The organism is Streptomyces sp. B1I3, from assembly GCF_030816615.1.
Lineage (GTDB): Bacteria > Actinomycetota > Actinomycetes > Streptomycetales > Streptomycetaceae > Streptomyces.
Map to the genome: position 1 here is coordinate 3586655 of NZ_JAUSYD010000001.1, position 16888 is coordinate 3603542.

Sequence of the window (16888 nt, forward strand, 5' to 3'; positions counted from 1 at the left end):
GTACGGGCCCTGCGTGTGCGAGTGGTGTCGTCGGCCGACCGCGCCGAGCTCAGCCGACGGCGAGCTTGACCATGTCCGCCTGCGGCCCCTTCTGGCCCTGCGAGATCTCGAATTCAACTCGCTGACCCTCTTCGAGGGTGCGGTATCCGTCCATCTGGATCGCGCTGTAGTGGACGAAAACATCCGCACCACCGTCGACCGCGATGAAGCCGTACCCCTTCTCCGCGTTGAACCACTTGACGGTGCCCTGAGCCATGCCTAACTCCCCTATTACTGGCCCTTGCACAGGACCGCACTTCGCGGACCCGGGTCAAACTCACCCCCCGACAGGAGGGGGCGGCGTGCGCCGGAACGCGTCGACCGCGGCCGAATGTATCTGCCCAACTGCCCTCTGCAACAGGTCAATCGGACGAGAATTCTGGGCGCGGCTGAACGCCCGGATAGGGGTAACTCGCAGGATTCCAGGGCAACTCGGGCCCGACATAGGCCACTTATGGCGCAAGGGGTACACGCACTTTGGCCACTTCTCGTCGCGACCAGGCGCATTCTCATATGCGGGTGGCACAGGCGGCCGAGGAGGCTTCCCCAACTGTACCGTGCTCAACCATGCAGAATGACCCCCTCCGCTTCTCGCGGAGGGGGTCATCGTCACGATGCCGAGCCGGACAGGAAGTCCGGCACCCGTGTCAGCCTCCGGCCACGGCCGGGATGATCGAGACGCCGGCGCCGTCCGGCGTGGCCGCGTCCAGGCCGCCCTCGAAACGCACGTCGTCGTCGTTGACGTACACGTTGACGAAGCGGCGCAGCTTGCCCTGGTCGTCCAGCACGCGGGCGGCGATGCCCGGGTGGTCCTTCTCGAGGGACGCGATGACCTCGGACAGAACCGCACCCTCGGCCGAGACCTCGGCCTGACCGCCCGTGTAGGTGCGGAGGATGGTGGGGATACGGACCTTGACGCTCATGTGGGTGCCTTCCTTCGGTCTCGGGTGGTCAGTTGCCGGCGGCGAGGCCCGCGTCGCGGAACGCGTCCAGGCTGGGCCGGATCGTCGCCGACAGGCCGGTCGTCGGGGCGACGGCGTCCAGCGTCTTCAGTCCGTCTCCGGTGTTCAGGACGACGGTGGTCAGGGACGGGTCCAGGAGGCCCGCGTCGATCAGCTTCTTCGTGACACCGACCGTCACACCGCCCGCGGTCTCCGCGAAGATGCCCTCGGTCCGGGCCAGCAGCTTGATCGCGTCGACGATCTGCTCGTCGTCGACGTCCTCCACGGCCCCGCCGGTACGCCGGGCGATGTCCAGGACGTACGGGCCGTCTGCCGGGTTGCCGATGGCGAGGGACTTGGCGATCGTGTTCGGCTTCTGGGGCCGTACGACGTCGTGACCGGCCTTGAAGGCGGTGGAGACCGGGGAGCAGCCCTCGGCCTGCGCACCGAAGATCTTGTACGGCTTGTCCTCGACCAGGCCGAGCTTGATCAGCTCCTGCAGACCCTTGTCGATCTTCGTGAGCTGGGATCCGGACGCGATCGGGATGACGAGCTGGTCGGGCAGCTGCCAGCCCAGCTGCTCGCAGATCTCGTACGCCAGGGTCTTGGACCCCTCGCCGTAGTACGGGCGCAGGTTGACGTTGACGAAGCCCCAGCCCTCGCCGAGCGGGTCGCCGATGAGCTCCGAGCAGAAGCGGTTGACGTCGTCGTAGTTGCCCTCGATGCCGACGAGCTCGCCGCCGTACACCGCGGCCATGACGACCTTGCCCTGCTCCAGGTCGTGCGGGATGAACACGCAGGACCGGAAGCCGGCACGGGCCGCCGCGGCACCCACCGCGCCGGCGAGGTTGCCGGTCGAGGAGCAGGAGAGCGTGGTGAAACCGAACGCGCGGGCGGCCTCGACGGCGATGGCGACGACACGGTCCTTGAAGGAGTGCGTCGGGTTGCCGGAGTCGTCCTTCACGTAGAGACCGCCGGTGACGCCCAGCTCACGGGCGAGGTTGTCGGCCTTGACCAGCTTGGTGAAACCGGGGTTGATGTTGGGCTTGTCGGCGACATCGGAGGGGACCGGCAGCAGCGGCGCGTAGCGCCAGATGTTGTCGGGGCCCTCGGCAATGCGCTTCTTCAGCTCTTCGGGGGAGCCGCTCGGCAGGTCGTACGCCACTTCGAGCGGCCCGAAACAGGACGCGCAGGCGAAAATCGGACCGAGTTCGAAACGCTCGCCGCATTCGCGGCAGGAAAGCGCTACGGCGGGACCGAGGTCCACGGCGGAAGAATCGGTGTTGGCTGCAACTGTCTGCACGGCCATGATGGCGGAGGCCCTTTCTCCTCATCTTCCTCGCGACGTATTTCGCCGCAAGACGGAATTGGCACCTTCCCCACCGTGACCTCGCGGTCGGCAGGAGGGTTGCCGGGACTTCAACGGGCCGTTCCCTCAGTCCCTCTGGATGAGCGCTGTGGCACCGGATCGAGGACCCGGGCATTTGTCTGCGGACCCACCCCGACGTGCGAGGCTCATCCGCGTTGCTCAGACTGTAACCGACACATCGGACGGTCGAACCAGTCGTCCGTACCGCGAGATGGATCACACCCAGGGAGAACCGACCGTGCTGGAAGAGATGGAACGCTGGTTGAGCAGGCGTTCCTGGTCAGCCGCCGATCGCCCGCTGGACCGGCTCGTGGCCGCCAGGACGCAGGATCCGCACCGCACGACCGTGAGCGTCGTGCTGCCCGCACTGAACGAGGAAGCGACCGTCGGAGCCATCGTCGAGACGATCCGGCGCGAGCTCATGGAACGCGTCCCGCTGGTCGACGAACTCGTGGTGATCGACTCGGGCTCCACCGACCGCACCTCCGCCGTCGCCCGCGCGGCCGGCGCGCGCGTCGTGCACCGCGACGAGATACTGCCGCGCATACCCGCCGTCCCCGGCAAGGGCGAAGTGCTCTGGCGGTCACTCCTGGTGACCGGCGGGGAGATCGTCTGCTTCGTCGACGCCGACCTCAAGGACTTCTCGCCGGACTTCGTCTCCGGCACCGTCGGCCCGCTGCTCACCGAACCCGGGGTGCACTTCGTCAAGGCCATGTACGACCGGCCGCTCCACGGCTCCGCAGGCCAGGGGGGACGGGTCACCGAGCTGATGGCCCGCCCGCTGCTCAACCTGCACTGGCCGCAGCTGGCCGGCTTCGTCCAGCCGCTCGGCGGCGAGTACGCGGTACGGCGCTCCCTGCTGGAACGGCTGCCCTTCCCTGTCGGCTACGGAGTGGAGTTGGGCCTGCTCGTCGACGCCCTGAACACGGTGGGACTCGACGCCCTGGCCCAGGTCGACGTCGGCGTGCGCAAACACCGCCACCAGGACGGCCAGGCGCTCGGCAGGATGGCCGCGACGATCTACCGCACGGCGCAGCTGCGCCTCTCCCGGGGCACCATCGTGCGGCCAGAGATCACCCAGTTCGAGCGGGGCGAGGAAGGGTTCGTACCGCACACGTACGCCGTCGACACCGAGGAGCGGCCGCCGATGCTGGAGATCTCCGAGTACGCGGCCCGCCGCGCGGCCTGAAGACCCACGTTTGGCACCCTCCGGATCGGGCTAGGTTCCGCTCATGGTCTCCGAGCACGCTGCACAGGTCCTCGTCGCGTCCAACCGCGGCCCGGTGTCGTACTCGCTCCGCGAGGACGGCTCACTCGACTCCAAGCGGGGCGGGGGCGGCCTCGTCTCCGGACTCAGCGCCGTCGAGGACAAGCTCTGGGTGTGCGCGGCCCTGAGCGACAGCGACCGCGAGGCGGTCAGGCGGGGCCTGTCCGAGCCCGGTGTGCGCATGCTCGACATCGACGCCGGCATCCATGCCGACGCGTACAACGGCATCGCGAACTCGGTGCTCTGGTTCGTGCACCACATGCTCTACCAGACCCCGGTCGAGCCCGTCTTCGATGCCGAGTTCCGGCGCCGGTGGGCGTCCTACGAGGCGTACAACCGGGCCTTCGCCGAGGCGCTCGCCGAGGAGGCGGGTGAGGGAGCCGTGGTCCTGGTGCAGGACTACCACCTCTCACTGGTGCCCGGGATGCTCCGCGAGCTCCGTTCCGACCTGCGGATCGGGCACTTCTCGCACACCCCGTGGGCACCCGTGGACTACTTCCGGCTGCTGCCCGACGACATCGGCGAACAACTGCTGCGCGGCATCCTGGGCGCCGACCGGGCCGCGTTCCTGACCCGCCGCTGGGCGGACGCCTTCATCGGCTGCTGCACGGAGATCGTCGGCGGCACCGGCGGCACCCGGATCGGCGCTCACGGGCTGGGCGCCGACGCGGACTTCCTGCGCCGCCGCTCCCGCGAGGCGGACGTGGACGAGCGGATGGAGACACTGCGGGGGCAGATCGGCGAGGGGCGGCGGACGATCGTGCGGGTGGACCGCACCGAGCTGTCCAAGAACATCGTGCGCGGGCTGCACGCCTACCGTGCCCTGCTGGAGGACCACCCGGAGTGGCGCGAACGCGTGGTGCACGTGGCGTTCGCCTACCCCTCCCGGCAGGACCTCGCGGTGTACCGCGACTACACGGCGGAGGTCCAGCGGGTCGCCGAGGCCATCAACGCCGAGTACGGCACGGACGGCTGGACCCCGGTCCTGCTCCACGTCGACGACGACTTCGCCCGCTCGCTCGCGGCGTACCGGCTGGCGGACGTGGCCCTGGTCAACCCCATCCGTGACGGCATGAACCTCGTCGCCAAGGAGGTCCCCGTCGTCTCCGACAACGGCTGTGCGCTGGTGTTGTCGCGGGAGGCCGGGGCGTACGAGGAGCTCGGCGAGGACGCGCTCGTGGTCAACCCCTACGACGTGTCGGCCACGGCGGCGGCGCTGCACGAGGCGCTGACGATGGAGCACGACGAGCGGGCGGCGCGCACCAAGCGGCTGGCCGCGGCGGCGACTTCGCTGCCGCCGCAGCAGTGGTTCCTGGATCAGCTGGACGCCTTGCGCAAGGACTAGGTCCTGTCCGGTGGGTCGGGTGACGCTGCGGCTTGGAGCTCGTTTCATGGAACATGGGGCGGGGGGATCTCTCGGATGAAGAATGGGCTCGGCTGGAGCCGCACTTGCCGACGCATCGCGGCCGTGGTGGGCGCTGGCAATGCCATCGCCGCGTGATCAACGGGATCTTGTTCAGGCAGCGGACCGGCCTTCCCTGGAGAGACCTGCCGTCTCACTTCGGCAAGTGGAAGACGGTGTACGACCGTCATCGCAGGTGGTCGGCGGACGGCACGTGGGAGAGAATCCTGCGGGCCGTCCAGACCGACGCTGATGCCGAAGGCCGGATCGACTGGAGCATGGTCAGCATCGACTCCACGACCTGCCGCGCTCATCAGCACGCAGCCGGAGCTGCAAATGGCGCCCCGAAGGTTCCGGGCCAGCGAGGCCAACCGGCTCGTCACAGATCCGGTGAGGCCCTGGGCCGCTCACGAGGCGGGCTGACCTGCAAAATTCATCTCGCTGGGGAGGGTGGGCGGCACCCACTCGGGTTCGTCATCACGCCCGGCCAGTGGGGAGACGCACCGCAGATGATTCCTGTGCTGGAAGAGATCCGGGTGCCCCGGCAAGCTGGCGGACGACCACGAACCAGACCCGATCACGTTGGGGGCGACAAGGCATACTCGTCACGCCGAAACCGGCGTCACCTGCGCAGACGCCAAATCAAGCATACGATCCCCGAGCCGAGAGACCAGCGAGCCAACCGCCAGCGCCGCGGCAGCCAAGGTGGCCGGCCCACGGGGTTCGACAAGACGCTCTACCGACGCCGCAATGAAGTCGAGCGGACCATCAACCGGCTCAAGAATTTTCGAGCGGTGGCCACGCGCTACGACAAGAGGGCGTACGTCTTTCACGGCACGGTCGCCGTGGCCGCGATCAGGCTATGGCTGCGCAGCTGAACAAACTGCCGAGGACTGCCACCCCCGCCGAACGAGATCGGGCACGAGCACAGTCGACCCCGTCGTCTGCCCGGCCGTCAGCCCGCCCACCTCCCACGTCGCGCATCCCGCAGCCATCACAACAGCGCACCCACCGCCATCAGCATCAGCATGACGACCGCCACCGCTGTCAGACAGAGCAGAACAATCCGCCTGCGCTGCACGTTCTCCGGCATGAGGTCGCTGAACTCGGACCGCTTCGGCTTGTTCGGGTCGTAGACCACCTCCGTCAGCGCCTCCGGCTCCATGGACTGCCCGAAGCGCCACGAGGTGTGGAGTTCTCCGTCCGCATCGACATACACGTACTGCACATCGATCTTGCCGTCCTTGGGAAATGTTCTCCGCGACTCCGAAGCCATGACCCGCACCCCGCGCTTGCGCAACGGAGCCTGCAACAGGAACGGCACGCCGAGGAAGAAGAGGCCCAGGACGGCGACCACGAAAAAGAAGAACGAAACAGCGCTCATCAGAATCCCCCCAGCGCACTGCACCCGTGCGGCGCCACATCATCGGGACGGAAGGCGCATCCGAACGCCCTCAGCCCAGGTCGAACAGAACCTATCGTGAGTTGGATTCCGGCTACAACGATCAACCCGAGCCGAACCGGCGACTGTGCGCCCCGCCACGACTCCTCGGACAGGCCCTAGTGGGCCGCTCCCGGGCGTCCGGGGCGCCGCTCCGCTCGCGGCCCACGCCTCTGCCGTCACTTCCACCGGACAGTGGACGGAGAGTGCCCACCCGTCGCCACGGCCCCGCACGGCAGGGGCCGGATGTCAGCCGGAATCCGGCCGAAGACGCTGCGCCAGGGCCGCGAGGTACTCCACGACCGCCTCCGGCCCGGGCAGCACCAGGTCGGCGCGCTCGGCGAGTTCGGGTACCTCGCTGCCGCTGCAGATGAGCAGGCCCTGGACGCCGGAGGTGCGGAGCTTCTCCACCGCGGCGTACGCGGCGAGGTCACCGAGGTCGTCGCCCGCGTAGAGGACGGACCCGGCGCCCGTGTCGCGTACGTGCTCCTCCAGCGCGACACCCTTGTCCATGCCCGGCGGGCGCAACTCCAGGACGAGACGGCCCGGTTCGACGATCAGGCCGTGCCGGGCGGCGAGGTCGGCCAGCGGATCGCGCAGCGCCTCGAAGGCGGCCTGCGGGTCCGCGGCGCGGCGGGTGTGCACGGCGATCGCGTGGCCCTTGTCCTCGATCCAGGTGCCGTGCTCGTCCCCGGCGTCCGCCCCGGCCTCGTGCAGGACGCCGGGGAGCTCCTCGCGGACGGCGGCGACGCCGGGGTGCGGGGCGGGGGCGTGCACGCTGCCGGTGACGGCGTCCCAGCGCTCGGCGCCGTAGTGCCCGAGGACGACGAGGTGGTCGAGGCCGGACGCCCCGGCGAAGCCGCCGTAGCGGACCGCCGTGCCGGCCGGGCGGCCGGTGATCACGGCGACGGAGGCGACCTGCGGGGCGAGCGCGGAGAGGGCCGGTACGGCGCCCGGGTGGGCGCGGGACCGCTCCGGGTCCGGGACGATGTCGGCGAGCGTGCCGTCGAAGTCCAGCGCGACGACCGCACGGTCGGGGCGGGCCAGGAGCGCGGCGAGGCCTTCGCGGCCGGCCTGGGTGGTGGGGGTCGGGAGGGGGTGATCCGGATTGCCCATGGTCAGAGCGTATCGGTGCCCCGGGGTCCGTGGGGGGCTGCCACCGCGGGCGGGCTGACACCTGCGGGGTCACGGCCGCCTGCGCCGGCTCCTCACCCACTCAGGAACGAGCCCCGGCCCCCGGGCGTCGCAGCGGCGGTTGCGCTGCTCGCAGGGCCGGGATCGGCAGCGGTCGCGCTGCTCGCAGGGCCCGGGTCAGCGGCGGCCGCGGCGGGCGTCGCGGACCCGGCGCAGGCGGTTCACCGTCACCGGGTCCTCCGCCAGGGCGCGACGGTCGTCGAGGAGGGCGTTGAGGAGCTGGTAGTAGCGGACCGGCGAGATGCCCAGCTGTTCCCGGATCGCCCGTTCCTTCGCGCCGGGACCGGACCAGGAACGCCGCTCCACGGCGAGCACCGCGCGTTCCTGGTCGGAGAGCGGGGCGGCGGGGTCGGCGGTCATATCAACCAACCTACTCCGCGCTCTCCGCCTCCCGTGCCCTGGTGGCGATCGACCCCAGCACGCTCTCCGGGTTGCCGTTCGGCTCGACCGCGGAGCCGATGTTCTCCTTGATCGCCTCGCTCGCCTGCGCCCACGAGGTCTTGCCGAACGGGTACAGCTGGGAGTTGGGCAGCGCCGCCAGGAACTCGTGCAGCGCCTTGTGCTTGTCGTCCGCCTCCATCGCCGCGGAGGCGCTGCCGGTCACGGGCAGCAGGTCGTACTCGTCGGCGAAGGCCAGCACGTTCTCGTCGTTGTAGGCGAAGTCGAGGAACTTGCCTATCTCCACGCGGTGGTCGTTCTGCTTGAAGCCCATCATCCAGTCGGCCACGCCCATCGAGCCCTTGGTCGGCCCCTCGACCCCGGGAAGGGGGACCATGCCGACGTCGATGCCCTTCTTCTCGGCGTCCTGCATCAGCGTCGGGTGGCCGTTGAGCATGCCCACGTCGCCGTCGGTGAAGGCCTTGAAGGCCGTCGCCCGGTCGAGCTTGCCGGGAGCGACCGGCCCGGTGAGTCCCTTGCCGACGAGGTCGTCCCTCAGCCACTGGAAGGTCGCTATGTTGGCCGGGGAATCGATGTCGTAGTTGCCGACGTCGTCCGTGTAACCGCCACCCCCGCTGAGCAGCCACATGAGGGTCTCGGCCTGGGACTCCTCCTGGCCGAGCGGCAGGGCGAAGGGGTACTTCACGCCTCGCGCCTTCAGCGCGGCGGCGTCGCTGCGGATGTCGTCCCAGGTCTGCGGGGCGTCGATCCCCGCCTTCGCGAACAGGCCCTTGTTGTAGAAGAGCAGACGGGTGCTGGCCACGAACGGCAGCCCGTACAGATTGCCCCCGACCTGGCCGGCCTCGCTGAGCGAGGGCAGGAAGTTGGACTCGGTCCGGATGGAGAGCATCTCGTCGGACGTGTAGAGCTTGTCCGACTTGGCGTAGTCCGCGTACGCGCCGATCTGGGCGATGTCGGGCGCCTTGCCGGCCTTCACCATCTCGGCGACCTTGCGGTCGACGTCCTTCCAGGAATAGACGTCGACATCGACGTCGATGCTCGGGTTGGCCGCCTCGAACTTCTGCGCGACACCGTCCCAGTACTTCTCCGAACTGTTCTCCGCACCGGTTCCGTAATCCGCCGCGACGAGCTTCAGGGTGACATCACCCGAGCCGCTCTCGGACCCGCACCCCGACAACGTTGCCGTCATGCCGAGCGCGGCAATCGCCGCCGTCAGACCTATATAGCGCCGCTGCACAGCCCTGCCACCCCTACGTTCGTATCGCACCGATCACCACCTGCGGTGATCCGTGATCCTGCCTGAGGACCGGCCTGGAGGTCTACACCACCGCAGTACCGATTCCGCAATCTAGCAGGGGCGATTTGTATGGGTGCTCAACAAACCGCGCTAGTGGACTAGACCTTTTAGGGGTCGACGGGCGAAACTGTCTTCCGTGAGACACGTCATCGCCCTCGATGTGGGCGGCACAGCAATGAAGGCCGCACTGGTCGGGGCCGACGGCACCCTGCTCCACGAGGCACGCCGGGCCACCGCCAGGGAGCGCGGTGCCGACGCCGTCGTGGACACCATCCTCGGCTTCGCCGCGGATCTGTACGCGTACGGCGAGGAGCACTTCGGCGAAGGCGCCGTCGCCGCCGGGGTCGCCGTCCCCGGCATCGTCGACGCGGAGCGCGGCATCGCCGTGTACGCCGCCAACCTGGGCTGGCGCGACGTACCGCTGCGGAAGCTGATCGGCGAGCGGCTCGGCGGCATGCCCGTCGCACTCGGCCACGACGTCCGGTCCGGCGGTCTCGCCGAGGGCCGGATCGGCGCGGGCAAGGGCGCCGACCGCTTCCTGTTCGTGCCGCTGGGCACCGGAATCGCCGGAGCCATCGGCATCGGCGGCACCATCGAGGCGGGAGCCCACGGTTACGCCGGCGAGATCGGCCACGTCGTCGTCAGGCCGGACGGCCCCGCGTGCGGTTGCGGCCAGCGCGGCTGTCTGGAGACACTCGCCTCCGCGTCCGCCGTCTCCCGCGCCTGGGCCGCCGCGTCCGGCGACCCCGACGCGGATGCCGCCGACTGCGCGAAGGCCGTGGAGTCCGGCGACCCGGCGGCCCGGCGCGTCTGGCAGGACGCCGTCGACGCGCTCGCCGCGGGACTGGTCACCGCGCTCACTCTGCTGGACCCTCGCACGCTGATCATCGGTGGCGGTCTGGCCGAGGCGGGGGAAACCTTGTTCACACCACTGCGTGCGGCTGTCGAGGAACGGGTCACGTTCCAGAAGCTGCCTCACATCGTCCCGGCGGCCCTCGGGGACACCGCCGGATGCCTGGGCGCAGGGCTGCTCGCCTGGGATCTTCTCTCCACGGAGGTATCCGCCTGATGGCCGGACGCGCAGACAGCACAGTTCTCGCAGGTGCCCGGGTGGTACTGCCCACCGGGACCGTGGAGAACGGCCGGGTGATCGTCGAGGGCACCCGGATCGCCGGCAGTACGCCGGAGGGCGCCCGGACCGTCGACCTCTCGGGCCACTGGGTGGTCCCCGGTTTCGTGGACATGCACAACCACGGCGGCGGTGGCGCGTCCTTCGCCACCGGCACCGCCGAAGACGTCCTGACCGGCGTCCGCACGCACCGCGCACACGGCACCACGACCGTCGTCGCCTCCACCGTCACCGGCGACATGGACTTCCTGGCCCGCCAGGCCGGCATGCTCTCCGAGCTGGTGGAACAGGGCGAGCTCGCCGGGATCCACTTCGAGGGCCCGTTCATCGCACCGTGCCGCAAGGGCGCCCACAGCGAGGAACTCCTCCGCCACCCCGACCCCGCCGAGGTCCGCAAGCTGCTCGACGCGGCGCGCGGCACCGCGAAGATGGTCACCCTCGCCACCGAACTGCCGGGCGGGCTCGAGTCCGTACGGCTGCTCGGCGAACACGGGGTGATCGCCGCCGTCGGGCACACCGACGCGACGTACGAGCAGACCGTCGAGGCCATCGACGCGGGCGCCACCGTTGCGACGCACCTGTACAACGCGATGCCCCCGCTCGGTCACCGCGCACCCGGCCCCATCGCCGCCCTCCTGGAGGACGAGCGGGTCACCGTCGAGCTGATCAACGACGGCACGCACCTGCACCCCGCGTCCCTGGGACTGGCCTACCACCACGCGGGGGCCGACCGGGTGGCGCTCATCACGGACGCCATGGACGCGGCCGGAGCCGGCGACGGCCACTACGAGCTCGGCCCGCTCGCGGTCGAGGTCAAGGACGGCGTCGCGCGCCTGGTGGAAGGCGGCTCGATCGCCGGCTCCACCCTGACCCTGGACACCGCCTTCCGCAGGGCCGTGACGCTCGACGGCATCCCCGTCGACGACGTCGTCCAGTCCATCTCCGCCACCCCGGCACGCCTGCTCGGCCTGTACGACAGGATCGGCTCGCTCGACCCGGGCAAGGACGCCGACCTGGTGGTCCTGGACGCGGACTTCGCCCTCAAGGGCGTCATGCGCCGCGGCGAGTGGATCATCGAGCCGCAGCGCGGGCAGTGATCGCCGCCCCGCCGGCTGCAAGTTGAACACGTAACGAAGAGACGGCGGTTGTCCGGCAGGTCTGGGACGGCCGCCGCCTCTTTGGCATGATCATCCGGGTGCGCCGCGGAGGAGACGGCACGCAGGGAGACGACCGAGGAACCGGGGGCCGGTGCAGGTGATACTGACCGTCACGCTGAACACCGCGCTCGACCTGACGTACACCGTCCCCGCCCTCGTGCCCCATGCCGACCACCGGGTCGACCACGCGTCCGAACGCCCCGGCGGCAAGGGCGTCAACGTCGCTCGCGTCCTCACCGCGCTGGGCCACGACACCGTGGTCACCGGCTTCGCCGGCGGCGCCACCGGAGCCGTCCTGCGCGAGCTGCTCGGGGCGCTCCCCCACGGCCCCGCCGACGCCCGCGTCACCGACGCACTCGTCCCCGTCGCCGGGAACACCCGCCGCACCCTGGCCGTCGTCGACCGCTCCACCGGCGACACCACCCAGCTCAACGAAGCCGGCCCGCACATCGGCGCCGACGAGTGGGCCGCCTTCCTGCGGGCGTACGCGGAGCTCCTCGCCGGGGCCCGCGCCGTCGCCCTCTGCGGCAGCCTCCCGCCCGGCATCCACGTCGGCGCGTACGCCGAGCTCATCCGGCTCGCCCGCTCCGCAGGGGTTCCCGCGCTCCTGGACACCAGCGGCGAACCGCTGCGCCGCGGCATCGCCGCGCGCCCCGACCTCGTCAAGCCGAACGCCGACGAGCTCGCCCGGCTGACCGGCGCCCGCGAGCCCCTGCGCGCCGCCCGCGACGCCCGCCGCAGAGGCGCGCACAGCGTCGTCGCGTCGCTGGGCGCGGACGGACTGCTCGCCGTCACCCCCGAGGGCATCTGGCGGGCCGCGCCGCCGTCAGCCGAGCGCGGCAATCCGACGGGTGCCGGTGACTCCGCCGTGGCCGGGTTGTTGTCGGCTCTCGCCGAAGGGCTGGACTGGCCGGGCCGGCTGGCCCGGGCGGTGGCCCTGTCGACCGCGACCGTACTGGCGCCCGTCGCCGGCGAGTTCGACCGCGAGGCCTACGAGGACCTGCTGCCGCGCATCGCGGTCCGTGCCCACGCACCCGCCGCCTGAGCGCGACCGTCCCGGAAACGCCCGGGCCCCGGCTCGCGGGGCGAGACCGGGGCACGGGGATGTTCCTTACGGGGCGGACCTACTGCATGTGGCCCGACTTCAGCTCCAGCTGGTCGAGGTTGGCATCGCACGAGTCGCCCTCGCGGCACGACAGCATCAGCGTGTTCGACCCCTTCTTGAGCTGCACCCACGCGTACGTGTTCGTCCAGCCCTTCTCCAGGTCGCCCTCCGCGGCGTGCGCGAAGTTCTTCATGTTGATGGAGCGGGGTGCCTCGTCGTTGACCGTCAGGGTCGTCTTGGCGTCCTTGCCGGGCACGCCGTACGTCACGTACAGGGTGTACGGGCCGTCCGCGGGCACATCCACCGTCCAGGTCGCCGACCGGCCGACCTCGTTGAGGCTGATGTATTGGCCGTTCGCGCCCTTGGCGCCCTTGACCGAACTGTCCAGGGCCGCTGTGCCGCCGAGGGTCAGCGTCGCCGCGTCCTGCTTGGGCAGCTCGACGGGCTCGTCGGACGGCTTCGTGGACTCCTCAGGCTTCGGGGAGTCCTCGACCTCACCGGCCGGGCCGGACGACGTACCGGCCTGGTCCTTCTTGTTGTCGTCGCTGTCGTCACCCGTCATCAGCGCCGCACCGATACCGATGAGCACCACGGCGACGACGGCCACCGCGGCGATCAGCATCGCCTTGGTGTTGGGGCCGCCCCGGCCCGGACCCGAGCCCCGGCCACCGCCCTGCGATCCGGAGTGCGCCGTGGGCGCACCGCCCGGGTAGGTCTCCGGAGCCGCATACTGCGGATTCGGCTGACCGTACGCCTGCTGCTGCGGGGGCTGCTGGCCGTACGCCTGCTGCGGAGGCTGCTGCCCGTAGGCCTGCTGCGGCGGAACCTGCCCGTAGGGCCGCTGGCGCTCACCGACGGTACGCACCTGGTTGTACGAGGTTCTGGGCACACCGGGCTGCGGTGCGGCAGCCGGCCCGGGGTAGCCGTAACCACCCTGGCCGGGCGGCTGGGCGCCTGCCGCCTGCCCGTCCGCGTACAGATAGCCGAACGGATCGTCGTCCTCGGGCTTGCTCGCGCCGTTGTTTCCGGCCGTCATCCCTGGGTCACTCCTCACCATGTCGCCAGCCGTCGCCGACCGGCCGAGCCTACCCCGAACGGAGCACGCGTCGAATTGCCCTCGGTCACCCCGGGAGCGGGGCGCGGTACGGGGACAGCCGCCGCGTGAACGTCAGCCGGCTCTGCGGTGAACCTTTGACCGGGACCGCTTCTCCACGTACATCCGCTGGTCGGCGGAGTGCAGGACCTCTTCCTCTGTCATGCCGCACTCGGCCCAGCCGATACCGAAACTCGCCCCGACCCTGACTGCCCGGCCGTCCACCCGGATGGGCGGAATGATGGCGTTACGCAAGCGTACGGCCAGATCTGCGGCGTCTGCCGCACCCAGACCGTCCGCGAGGACGACGAATTCGTCACCCCCGAGCCGCGCGACGGTGTCACCGTCGCGTACGCAGGTGGTGAGCCGCCGGGCGACCTCGATGAGAACCGCGTCACCCGCGTGGTGCCCGAAACGGTCGTTGATGGACTTGAAGCCGTCGAGGTCGCAGAACAGCACCGCGAGCCCCTTCGTCCCGTCGTCCCGGTCCGGATGCGGAGCCACGGTGTGCACGTGGTGGTCGTACGGGGCGACGCCCGCCCCGTCCACCTCGTAGCCGTCGGTGCGGTAGCCGTGCGCGGAGGACGCCTCGACGTCCCCGTACGCCGCGTCCAGCGCCTCGATCGCGGTGGTGGTGATCGAGGAGTGGGGCCTCTCACACAGCCGGGCGCCGAGCCGGGCGCGTAGTTCGGCGCTGTTGGGCAGGCCGGTGAGCGCGTCGTGCGAGGCGCGGTGCGCGAGATGCAGCTCGTTGCGCTTGCGTTCCTCGATGTCCTCGACGTGGGTCAGCAGGAAGCGCGGGCCGTCGGCCGTGTCCGCGACGACCGAGTTGCGCAGCGAGACCCAGAGGTAGGTGCCGTCCCTGCGCCCGAGCCGCAGCTCCGCCCGCCCGCCCTCGGCCGACGTGCGCAGGAGCGTTCCGATGTCCTCGGGGTGGACCAGGTCGGCGAAGGAGTAGCGGCGCAGGACGGAGGCGGGGCGGCCCAGGAGGCGGCAGAGCGCGTCGTTGGTGCGCAGCAGCCTGCCGTGCTGGTCTCCGCCCATCTCCGCGATGGCCATGCCGCTGGGGGCGTACTCGAAGGCCTGGCGGAAGGATTCCTCACTGGCCCGGAGCGCCTGCTGCTCGCGCTCCAGCCTGACCAGGGCGCGCTGCATGTTTGCTCGGAGGCGGGCGTTACTGATCGCAATCGCCGCCTGGGAGGCGTACATCTGGAGCGCTTCGCGCCCCCACGCGCCGGGGCGGCGCCCGTTGCGCGGCCTGTCGACGGAGAGGACGCCCAGGAGGTCCAGACCTCCGCCGGAGGCGTACATCGGGGCGTAGAGGCGGTCCAGGGGATGCCACTCGTCCTCGAAACGCGGCTCGGGCCCCTCGGTGTGCCACTGCGGTACGTCGTCGTCGAGGAGGACCCAGCCCTCGGTGTGGGGTATGAACCGGAGCGCGTCCCAGGCCTCACCCATCGACAGCCGGCGCTCCCAGGACTCACGGGAGCCCACACGGCCGGTGATCAGGGCTTCCGCGGCGGAGTTACCGGCGAAGGCGGCGACGACGAGGTCACCGTCGGGGCGGACCAGATTGACACAGCCCAGCTCGTAGCCGAGGCCGGCGACGATACCGTCGGCCACGGTCTGCAGCGTGTCCGCCAGACTCCGCGCCGTGTTGAGATCAGCGACGGCCTGGTGCAGCTGCCGCATGGTCGCAAGGCGGACGTACGGCTCCGACTCGGCCTCCATTGCTCGCACTCCCCGAGACCTCGACAGCAACTCCAGGTTTCATATCGACGTACTTGTTGCAGTGTCACGGCCACTGAATCACAGTGAGCTGTGCACCCGGTACACAGGGTCAACAAATATTGCGCTCTGTGACTCAAGTCACAGCGGGGGGTGCGGGGATCGGGGCGGCCCTGGGAGGTCCTGATTCTTTTCCGGACGCAAATCCGTTCTTTGCGGCCGCTGGTCCGGGGGTCCTAGGACCGGACTGGTCCCCTGGCCCGATGCGACGGCCCGCTCCGCGGCACTAGCGTGCCCGGTGTGCTGCAGAAGACTCCCGCCGCCCCGCGCCCCGAATCCGTCCCCCATGCTGAAGGGGTGAGCAACGACCAATTCCGCGCCGCCCTGGCCCGTCTGGCCGCGGGCGTGGTGCTGATCACCGCCCAGGAACCACCGCTCGACGCGCACGGCCGCGGCGAGGACGTCGGGATGACCGCGACCGCCTTCGTCTCGGTCTCCCTGGACCCGCCGCTGGTCATGGTGAGCCTGCGCAACGACTCGCGGATGGACGACCTGCTGGCCGAGCAGCCCCTGTGGGCGGTTTCGGTCCTGGCGGAGAGCCAGCGGCAGATCGCCGGACGGTTCGCCATGAAGGGCCGGATCAGTGACCGGCTGCTGTTCGAGGACGTCCCCTACGTGCGGGGCGAGATCACGGGCGCCCCCTTGATCGGTGGGGCACTGGCCACGCTGGAGTGCCGTACGGAGCAGCGCGTCCTGGCCGGTGACCACACGCTGGTGATCGGCCGGGTGCTGACGGCGGAACTGCCCAGCGCGGAGGGCGAGCCCCTGGCGTACTTCAAGGGCCGCTACCGGCGCCTGGGGTGAGCTGCCCGGGGAGCCGGGGCCGTCACCAGTCGCGGCCGGAGCGCCCGCGCTTCGTGTCGCCGCGTTGCTTCTTCTCGCGCAGCCGGCGTTCGTTGATGCCCCGCGGAATCTTCTTCTTGAGGCGAGGCCTCGGCGGCGGGGCCGTGGCCTCCGCCAGCAGCGCGGCGAGCCGCACGGCGGCCGTCTCACGGTTGCGCCACTGGGAGCGGTGCTCCGAGGCGCGTACGGCCACGACACCGCCGACCAGCTTGCCCGCCAGTCGTTCGAGGGCCCGTGCCTTCCAGACCTCGGGCAGCGCCTCGGTCGCCGCGAGGTCGAAGCGGAGCTCCACCTGCGAGTCGCTGGTGTTGACGTGCTGCCCGCCGGGCCCGGAGGACCGCGAGAAACGCCACATGAGCTCGGCCTCCGGCAGGGAGACCGCACCGCGGATGACATAGGGCCCGGACATGACACCCATGGTCCC

At 70.4% G+C, this 16888-nt stretch carries 17 protein-coding genes and 1 riboswitch; of the genes, 7 read left to right on the top strand and 10 right to left on the bottom strand.

Translation table 11 applies throughout. The features are described 5' to 3' along the window. Positions 1-49: 49 nt before the first annotated feature. The 3 genes from QFZ58_RS16345 to thrC form a co-directional block, all read right to left on the bottom strand. Positions 50-256, bottom strand: coding sequence for a cold-shock protein (locus QFZ58_RS16345; RefSeq protein ID WP_003967346.1), 207 nt, complete (start codon positions 254-256; stop codon positions 50-52). A 430-nt stretch (positions 257-686) separates the two neighbouring features. Further along, positions 687-962 (bottom strand): MoaD/ThiS family protein, encoded by a 276-nt coding sequence (locus QFZ58_RS16350; protein WP_307125651.1) that lies wholly within the window; start codon positions 960-962, stop codon positions 687-689. A gap of 28 nt (positions 963-990) precedes the next feature. Then, positions 991-2289: a threonine synthase gene (gene thrC / locus QFZ58_RS16355; RefSeq protein ID WP_307125652.1), complete on the bottom strand. Its 1299-nt coding sequence runs from the start codon at positions 2287-2289 to the stop codon at positions 991-993. 18 nt (positions 2290-2307) lie between these two features. Further along, positions 2308-2435: riboswitch (SAM riboswitch) on the bottom strand. 152 nt (positions 2436-2587) lie between these two features. Here thrC and QFZ58_RS16360 point away from each other — a divergent pair. The 3 genes from QFZ58_RS16360 to QFZ58_RS16370 are packed head-to-tail and all read left to right on the top strand — an operon-like array spanning position 2588 to position 5896. Beyond that, positions 2588-3538, top strand: coding sequence for a glucosyl-3-phosphoglycerate synthase (locus QFZ58_RS16360; protein ID WP_307125653.1), 951 nt, complete (start codon positions 2588-2590; stop codon positions 3536-3538). A 43-nt stretch (positions 3539-3581) separates the two neighbouring features. Next, complete coding sequence (locus tag QFZ58_RS16365) at positions 3582-4961, top strand: trehalose-6-phosphate synthase (protein ID WP_307125654.1); 1380 nt, start codon at positions 3582-3584, stop codon at positions 4959-4961. Positions 4962-5014: 53 nt separating this feature from the next. Then, positions 5015-5896 carry an IS5 family transposase gene (locus tag QFZ58_RS16370; RefSeq protein ID WP_307128890.1) on the top strand — a complete coding sequence of 294 codons (882 nt, stop codon included), beginning with the start codon at positions 5015-5017 and terminating at the stop codon, positions 5894-5896. A 116-nt stretch (positions 5897-6012) separates the two neighbouring features. Here QFZ58_RS16370 and QFZ58_RS16375 read toward each other — a convergent pair whose 3' ends face one another. From QFZ58_RS16375 to QFZ58_RS16390, 4 genes are all read right to left on the bottom strand, one after another. After that, the gene (locus tag QFZ58_RS16375) at positions 6013-6402 is read right to left on the bottom strand and encodes a hypothetical protein (protein ID WP_307125655.1); all 390 of its coding nucleotides are present in this window, start codon (positions 6400-6402) and stop codon (positions 6013-6015) included. A gap of 306 nt (positions 6403-6708) precedes the next feature. Beyond that, the gene (otsB, locus tag QFZ58_RS16380) at positions 6709-7575 is read right to left on the bottom strand and encodes a trehalose-phosphatase (RefSeq protein WP_307125656.1); all 867 of its coding nucleotides are present in this window, start codon (positions 7573-7575) and stop codon (positions 6709-6711) included. A 195-nt stretch (positions 7576-7770) separates the two neighbouring features. Continuing rightward, the gene (locus QFZ58_RS16385) at positions 7771-8013 is read right to left on the bottom strand and encodes a DUF3263 domain-containing protein (protein WP_056797823.1); all 243 of its coding nucleotides are present in this window, start codon (positions 8011-8013) and stop codon (positions 7771-7773) included. 10 nt (positions 8014-8023) lie between these two features. After that, positions 8024-9241, bottom strand: a complete 1218-nt coding sequence (locus QFZ58_RS16390) for an extracellular solute-binding protein (protein ID WP_307125657.1) — start codon at positions 9239-9241, stop codon at positions 8024-8026. Between the two features lie 244 nt (positions 9242-9485). Between QFZ58_RS16390 and QFZ58_RS16395 the strand changes: the two genes are divergently transcribed. The 3 genes from QFZ58_RS16395 to QFZ58_RS16405 all read left to right on the top strand — a co-directional run bounded on the left by QFZ58_RS16395 (position 9486) and on the right by QFZ58_RS16405 (position 12680). Then, on the top strand, positions 9486-10418 hold the full coding sequence (locus QFZ58_RS16395; RefSeq protein WP_373428557.1) for an ROK family protein: 933 nt from the start codon (positions 9486-9488) through the stop codon (positions 10416-10418). After that, complete coding sequence (nagA, locus tag QFZ58_RS16400; protein WP_307125658.1) at positions 10418-11575, top strand: N-acetylglucosamine-6-phosphate deacetylase; 1158 nt, start codon at positions 10418-10420, stop codon at positions 11573-11575. The genes QFZ58_RS16395 and nagA overlap by 1 nt, the downstream gene beginning before the upstream one ends. A gap of 157 nt (positions 11576-11732) precedes the next feature. Further along, positions 11733-12680, top strand: coding sequence for a 1-phosphofructokinase family hexose kinase (locus QFZ58_RS16405; RefSeq protein WP_307128892.1), 948 nt, complete (start codon positions 11733-11735; stop codon positions 12678-12680). Between the two features lie 79 nt (positions 12681-12759). Here QFZ58_RS16405 and QFZ58_RS16410 read toward each other — a convergent pair whose 3' ends face one another. Both QFZ58_RS16410 and cdgB read right to left on the bottom strand, forming a co-directional pair. Then, positions 12760-13776 (bottom strand): carbohydrate-binding protein, encoded by a 1017-nt coding sequence (locus tag QFZ58_RS16410; protein ID WP_307125659.1) that lies wholly within the window; start codon positions 13774-13776, stop codon positions 12760-12762. Positions 13777-13908: 132 nt separating this feature from the next. After that, on the bottom strand, positions 13909-15564 hold the full coding sequence (gene cdgB / locus QFZ58_RS16415; protein WP_307125660.1) for a diguanylate cyclase CdgB: 1656 nt from the start codon (positions 15562-15564) through the stop codon (positions 13909-13911). A 354-nt stretch (positions 15565-15918) separates the two neighbouring features. Between cdgB and QFZ58_RS16420 the strand changes: the two genes are divergently transcribed. After that, positions 15919-16425, top strand: coding sequence for a flavin reductase family protein (locus tag QFZ58_RS16420; RefSeq protein ID WP_307125661.1), 507 nt, complete (start codon positions 15919-15921; stop codon positions 16423-16425). A gap of 22 nt (positions 16426-16447) precedes the next feature. Here the strand turns inward: QFZ58_RS16420 and arfB are convergent, their stop codons facing one another. Continuing rightward, the gene (gene arfB, locus QFZ58_RS16425) at positions 16448-16882 is read right to left on the bottom strand and encodes an alternative ribosome rescue aminoacyl-tRNA hydrolase ArfB (protein ID WP_307125662.1); all 435 of its coding nucleotides are present in this window, start codon (positions 16880-16882) and stop codon (positions 16448-16450) included. Between the last annotated feature and the right edge of the window lie 6 nt (positions 16883-16888).

What these genes read in the sequence shown, in the direction of transcription:
- cdgB (WP_307125660.1), bottom strand. Translation starts at nt 15,564, where the DNA reads ATGGAGGCCGAGTCGGAGCCGTACGTCCGCCTTGCGACCATGCGGCAG.
- QFZ58_RS16350 (WP_307125651.1), bottom strand. Translation starts at nt 962, where the DNA reads ATGAGCGTCAAGGTCCGTATCCCCACCATCCTCCGCACCTACACGGGC.
- QFZ58_RS16410 (WP_307125659.1), bottom strand. Translation starts at nt 13,776, where the DNA reads ATGACGGCCGGAAACAACGGCGCGAGCAAGCCCGAGGACGACGATCCG.
- QFZ58_RS16345 (WP_003967346.1), bottom strand. Translation starts at nt 256, where the DNA reads ATGGCTCAGGGCACCGTCAAGTGGTTCAACGCGGAGAAGGGGTACGGC.
- QFZ58_RS16365 (WP_307125654.1), top strand. Translation starts at nt 3,582, where the DNA reads ATGGTCTCCGAGCACGCTGCACAGGTCCTCGTCGCGTCCAACCGCGGC.
- nagA (WP_307125658.1), top strand. Translation starts at nt 10,418, where the DNA reads ATGGCCGGACGCGCAGACAGCACAGTTCTCGCAGGTGCCCGGGTGGTA.
- otsB (WP_307125656.1), bottom strand. Translation starts at nt 7,575, where the DNA reads ATGGGCAATCCGGATCACCCCCTCCCGACCCCCACCACCCAGGCCGGC.
- QFZ58_RS16385 (WP_056797823.1), bottom strand. Translation starts at nt 8,013, where the DNA reads ATGACCGCCGACCCCGCCGCCCCGCTCTCCGACCAGGAACGCGCGGTG.
- QFZ58_RS16370 (WP_307128890.1), top strand. Translation starts at nt 5,015, where the DNA reads ATGGGGCGGGGGGATCTCTCGGATGAAGAATGGGCTCGGCTGGAGCCG.
- QFZ58_RS16390 (WP_307125657.1), bottom strand. Translation starts at nt 9,241, where the DNA reads ATGACGGCAACGTTGTCGGGGTGCGGGTCCGAGAGCGGCTCGGGTGAT.
- thrC (WP_307125652.1), bottom strand. Translation starts at nt 2,289, where the DNA reads ATGGCCGTGCAGACAGTTGCAGCCAACACCGATTCTTCCGCCGTGGAC.
- arfB (WP_307125662.1), bottom strand. Translation starts at nt 16,882, where the DNA reads ATGGGTGTCATGTCCGGGCCCTATGTCATCCGCGGTGCGGTCTCCCTG.
- QFZ58_RS16375 (WP_307125655.1), bottom strand. Translation starts at nt 6,402, where the DNA reads ATGAGCGCTGTTTCGTTCTTCTTTTTCGTGGTCGCCGTCCTGGGCCTC.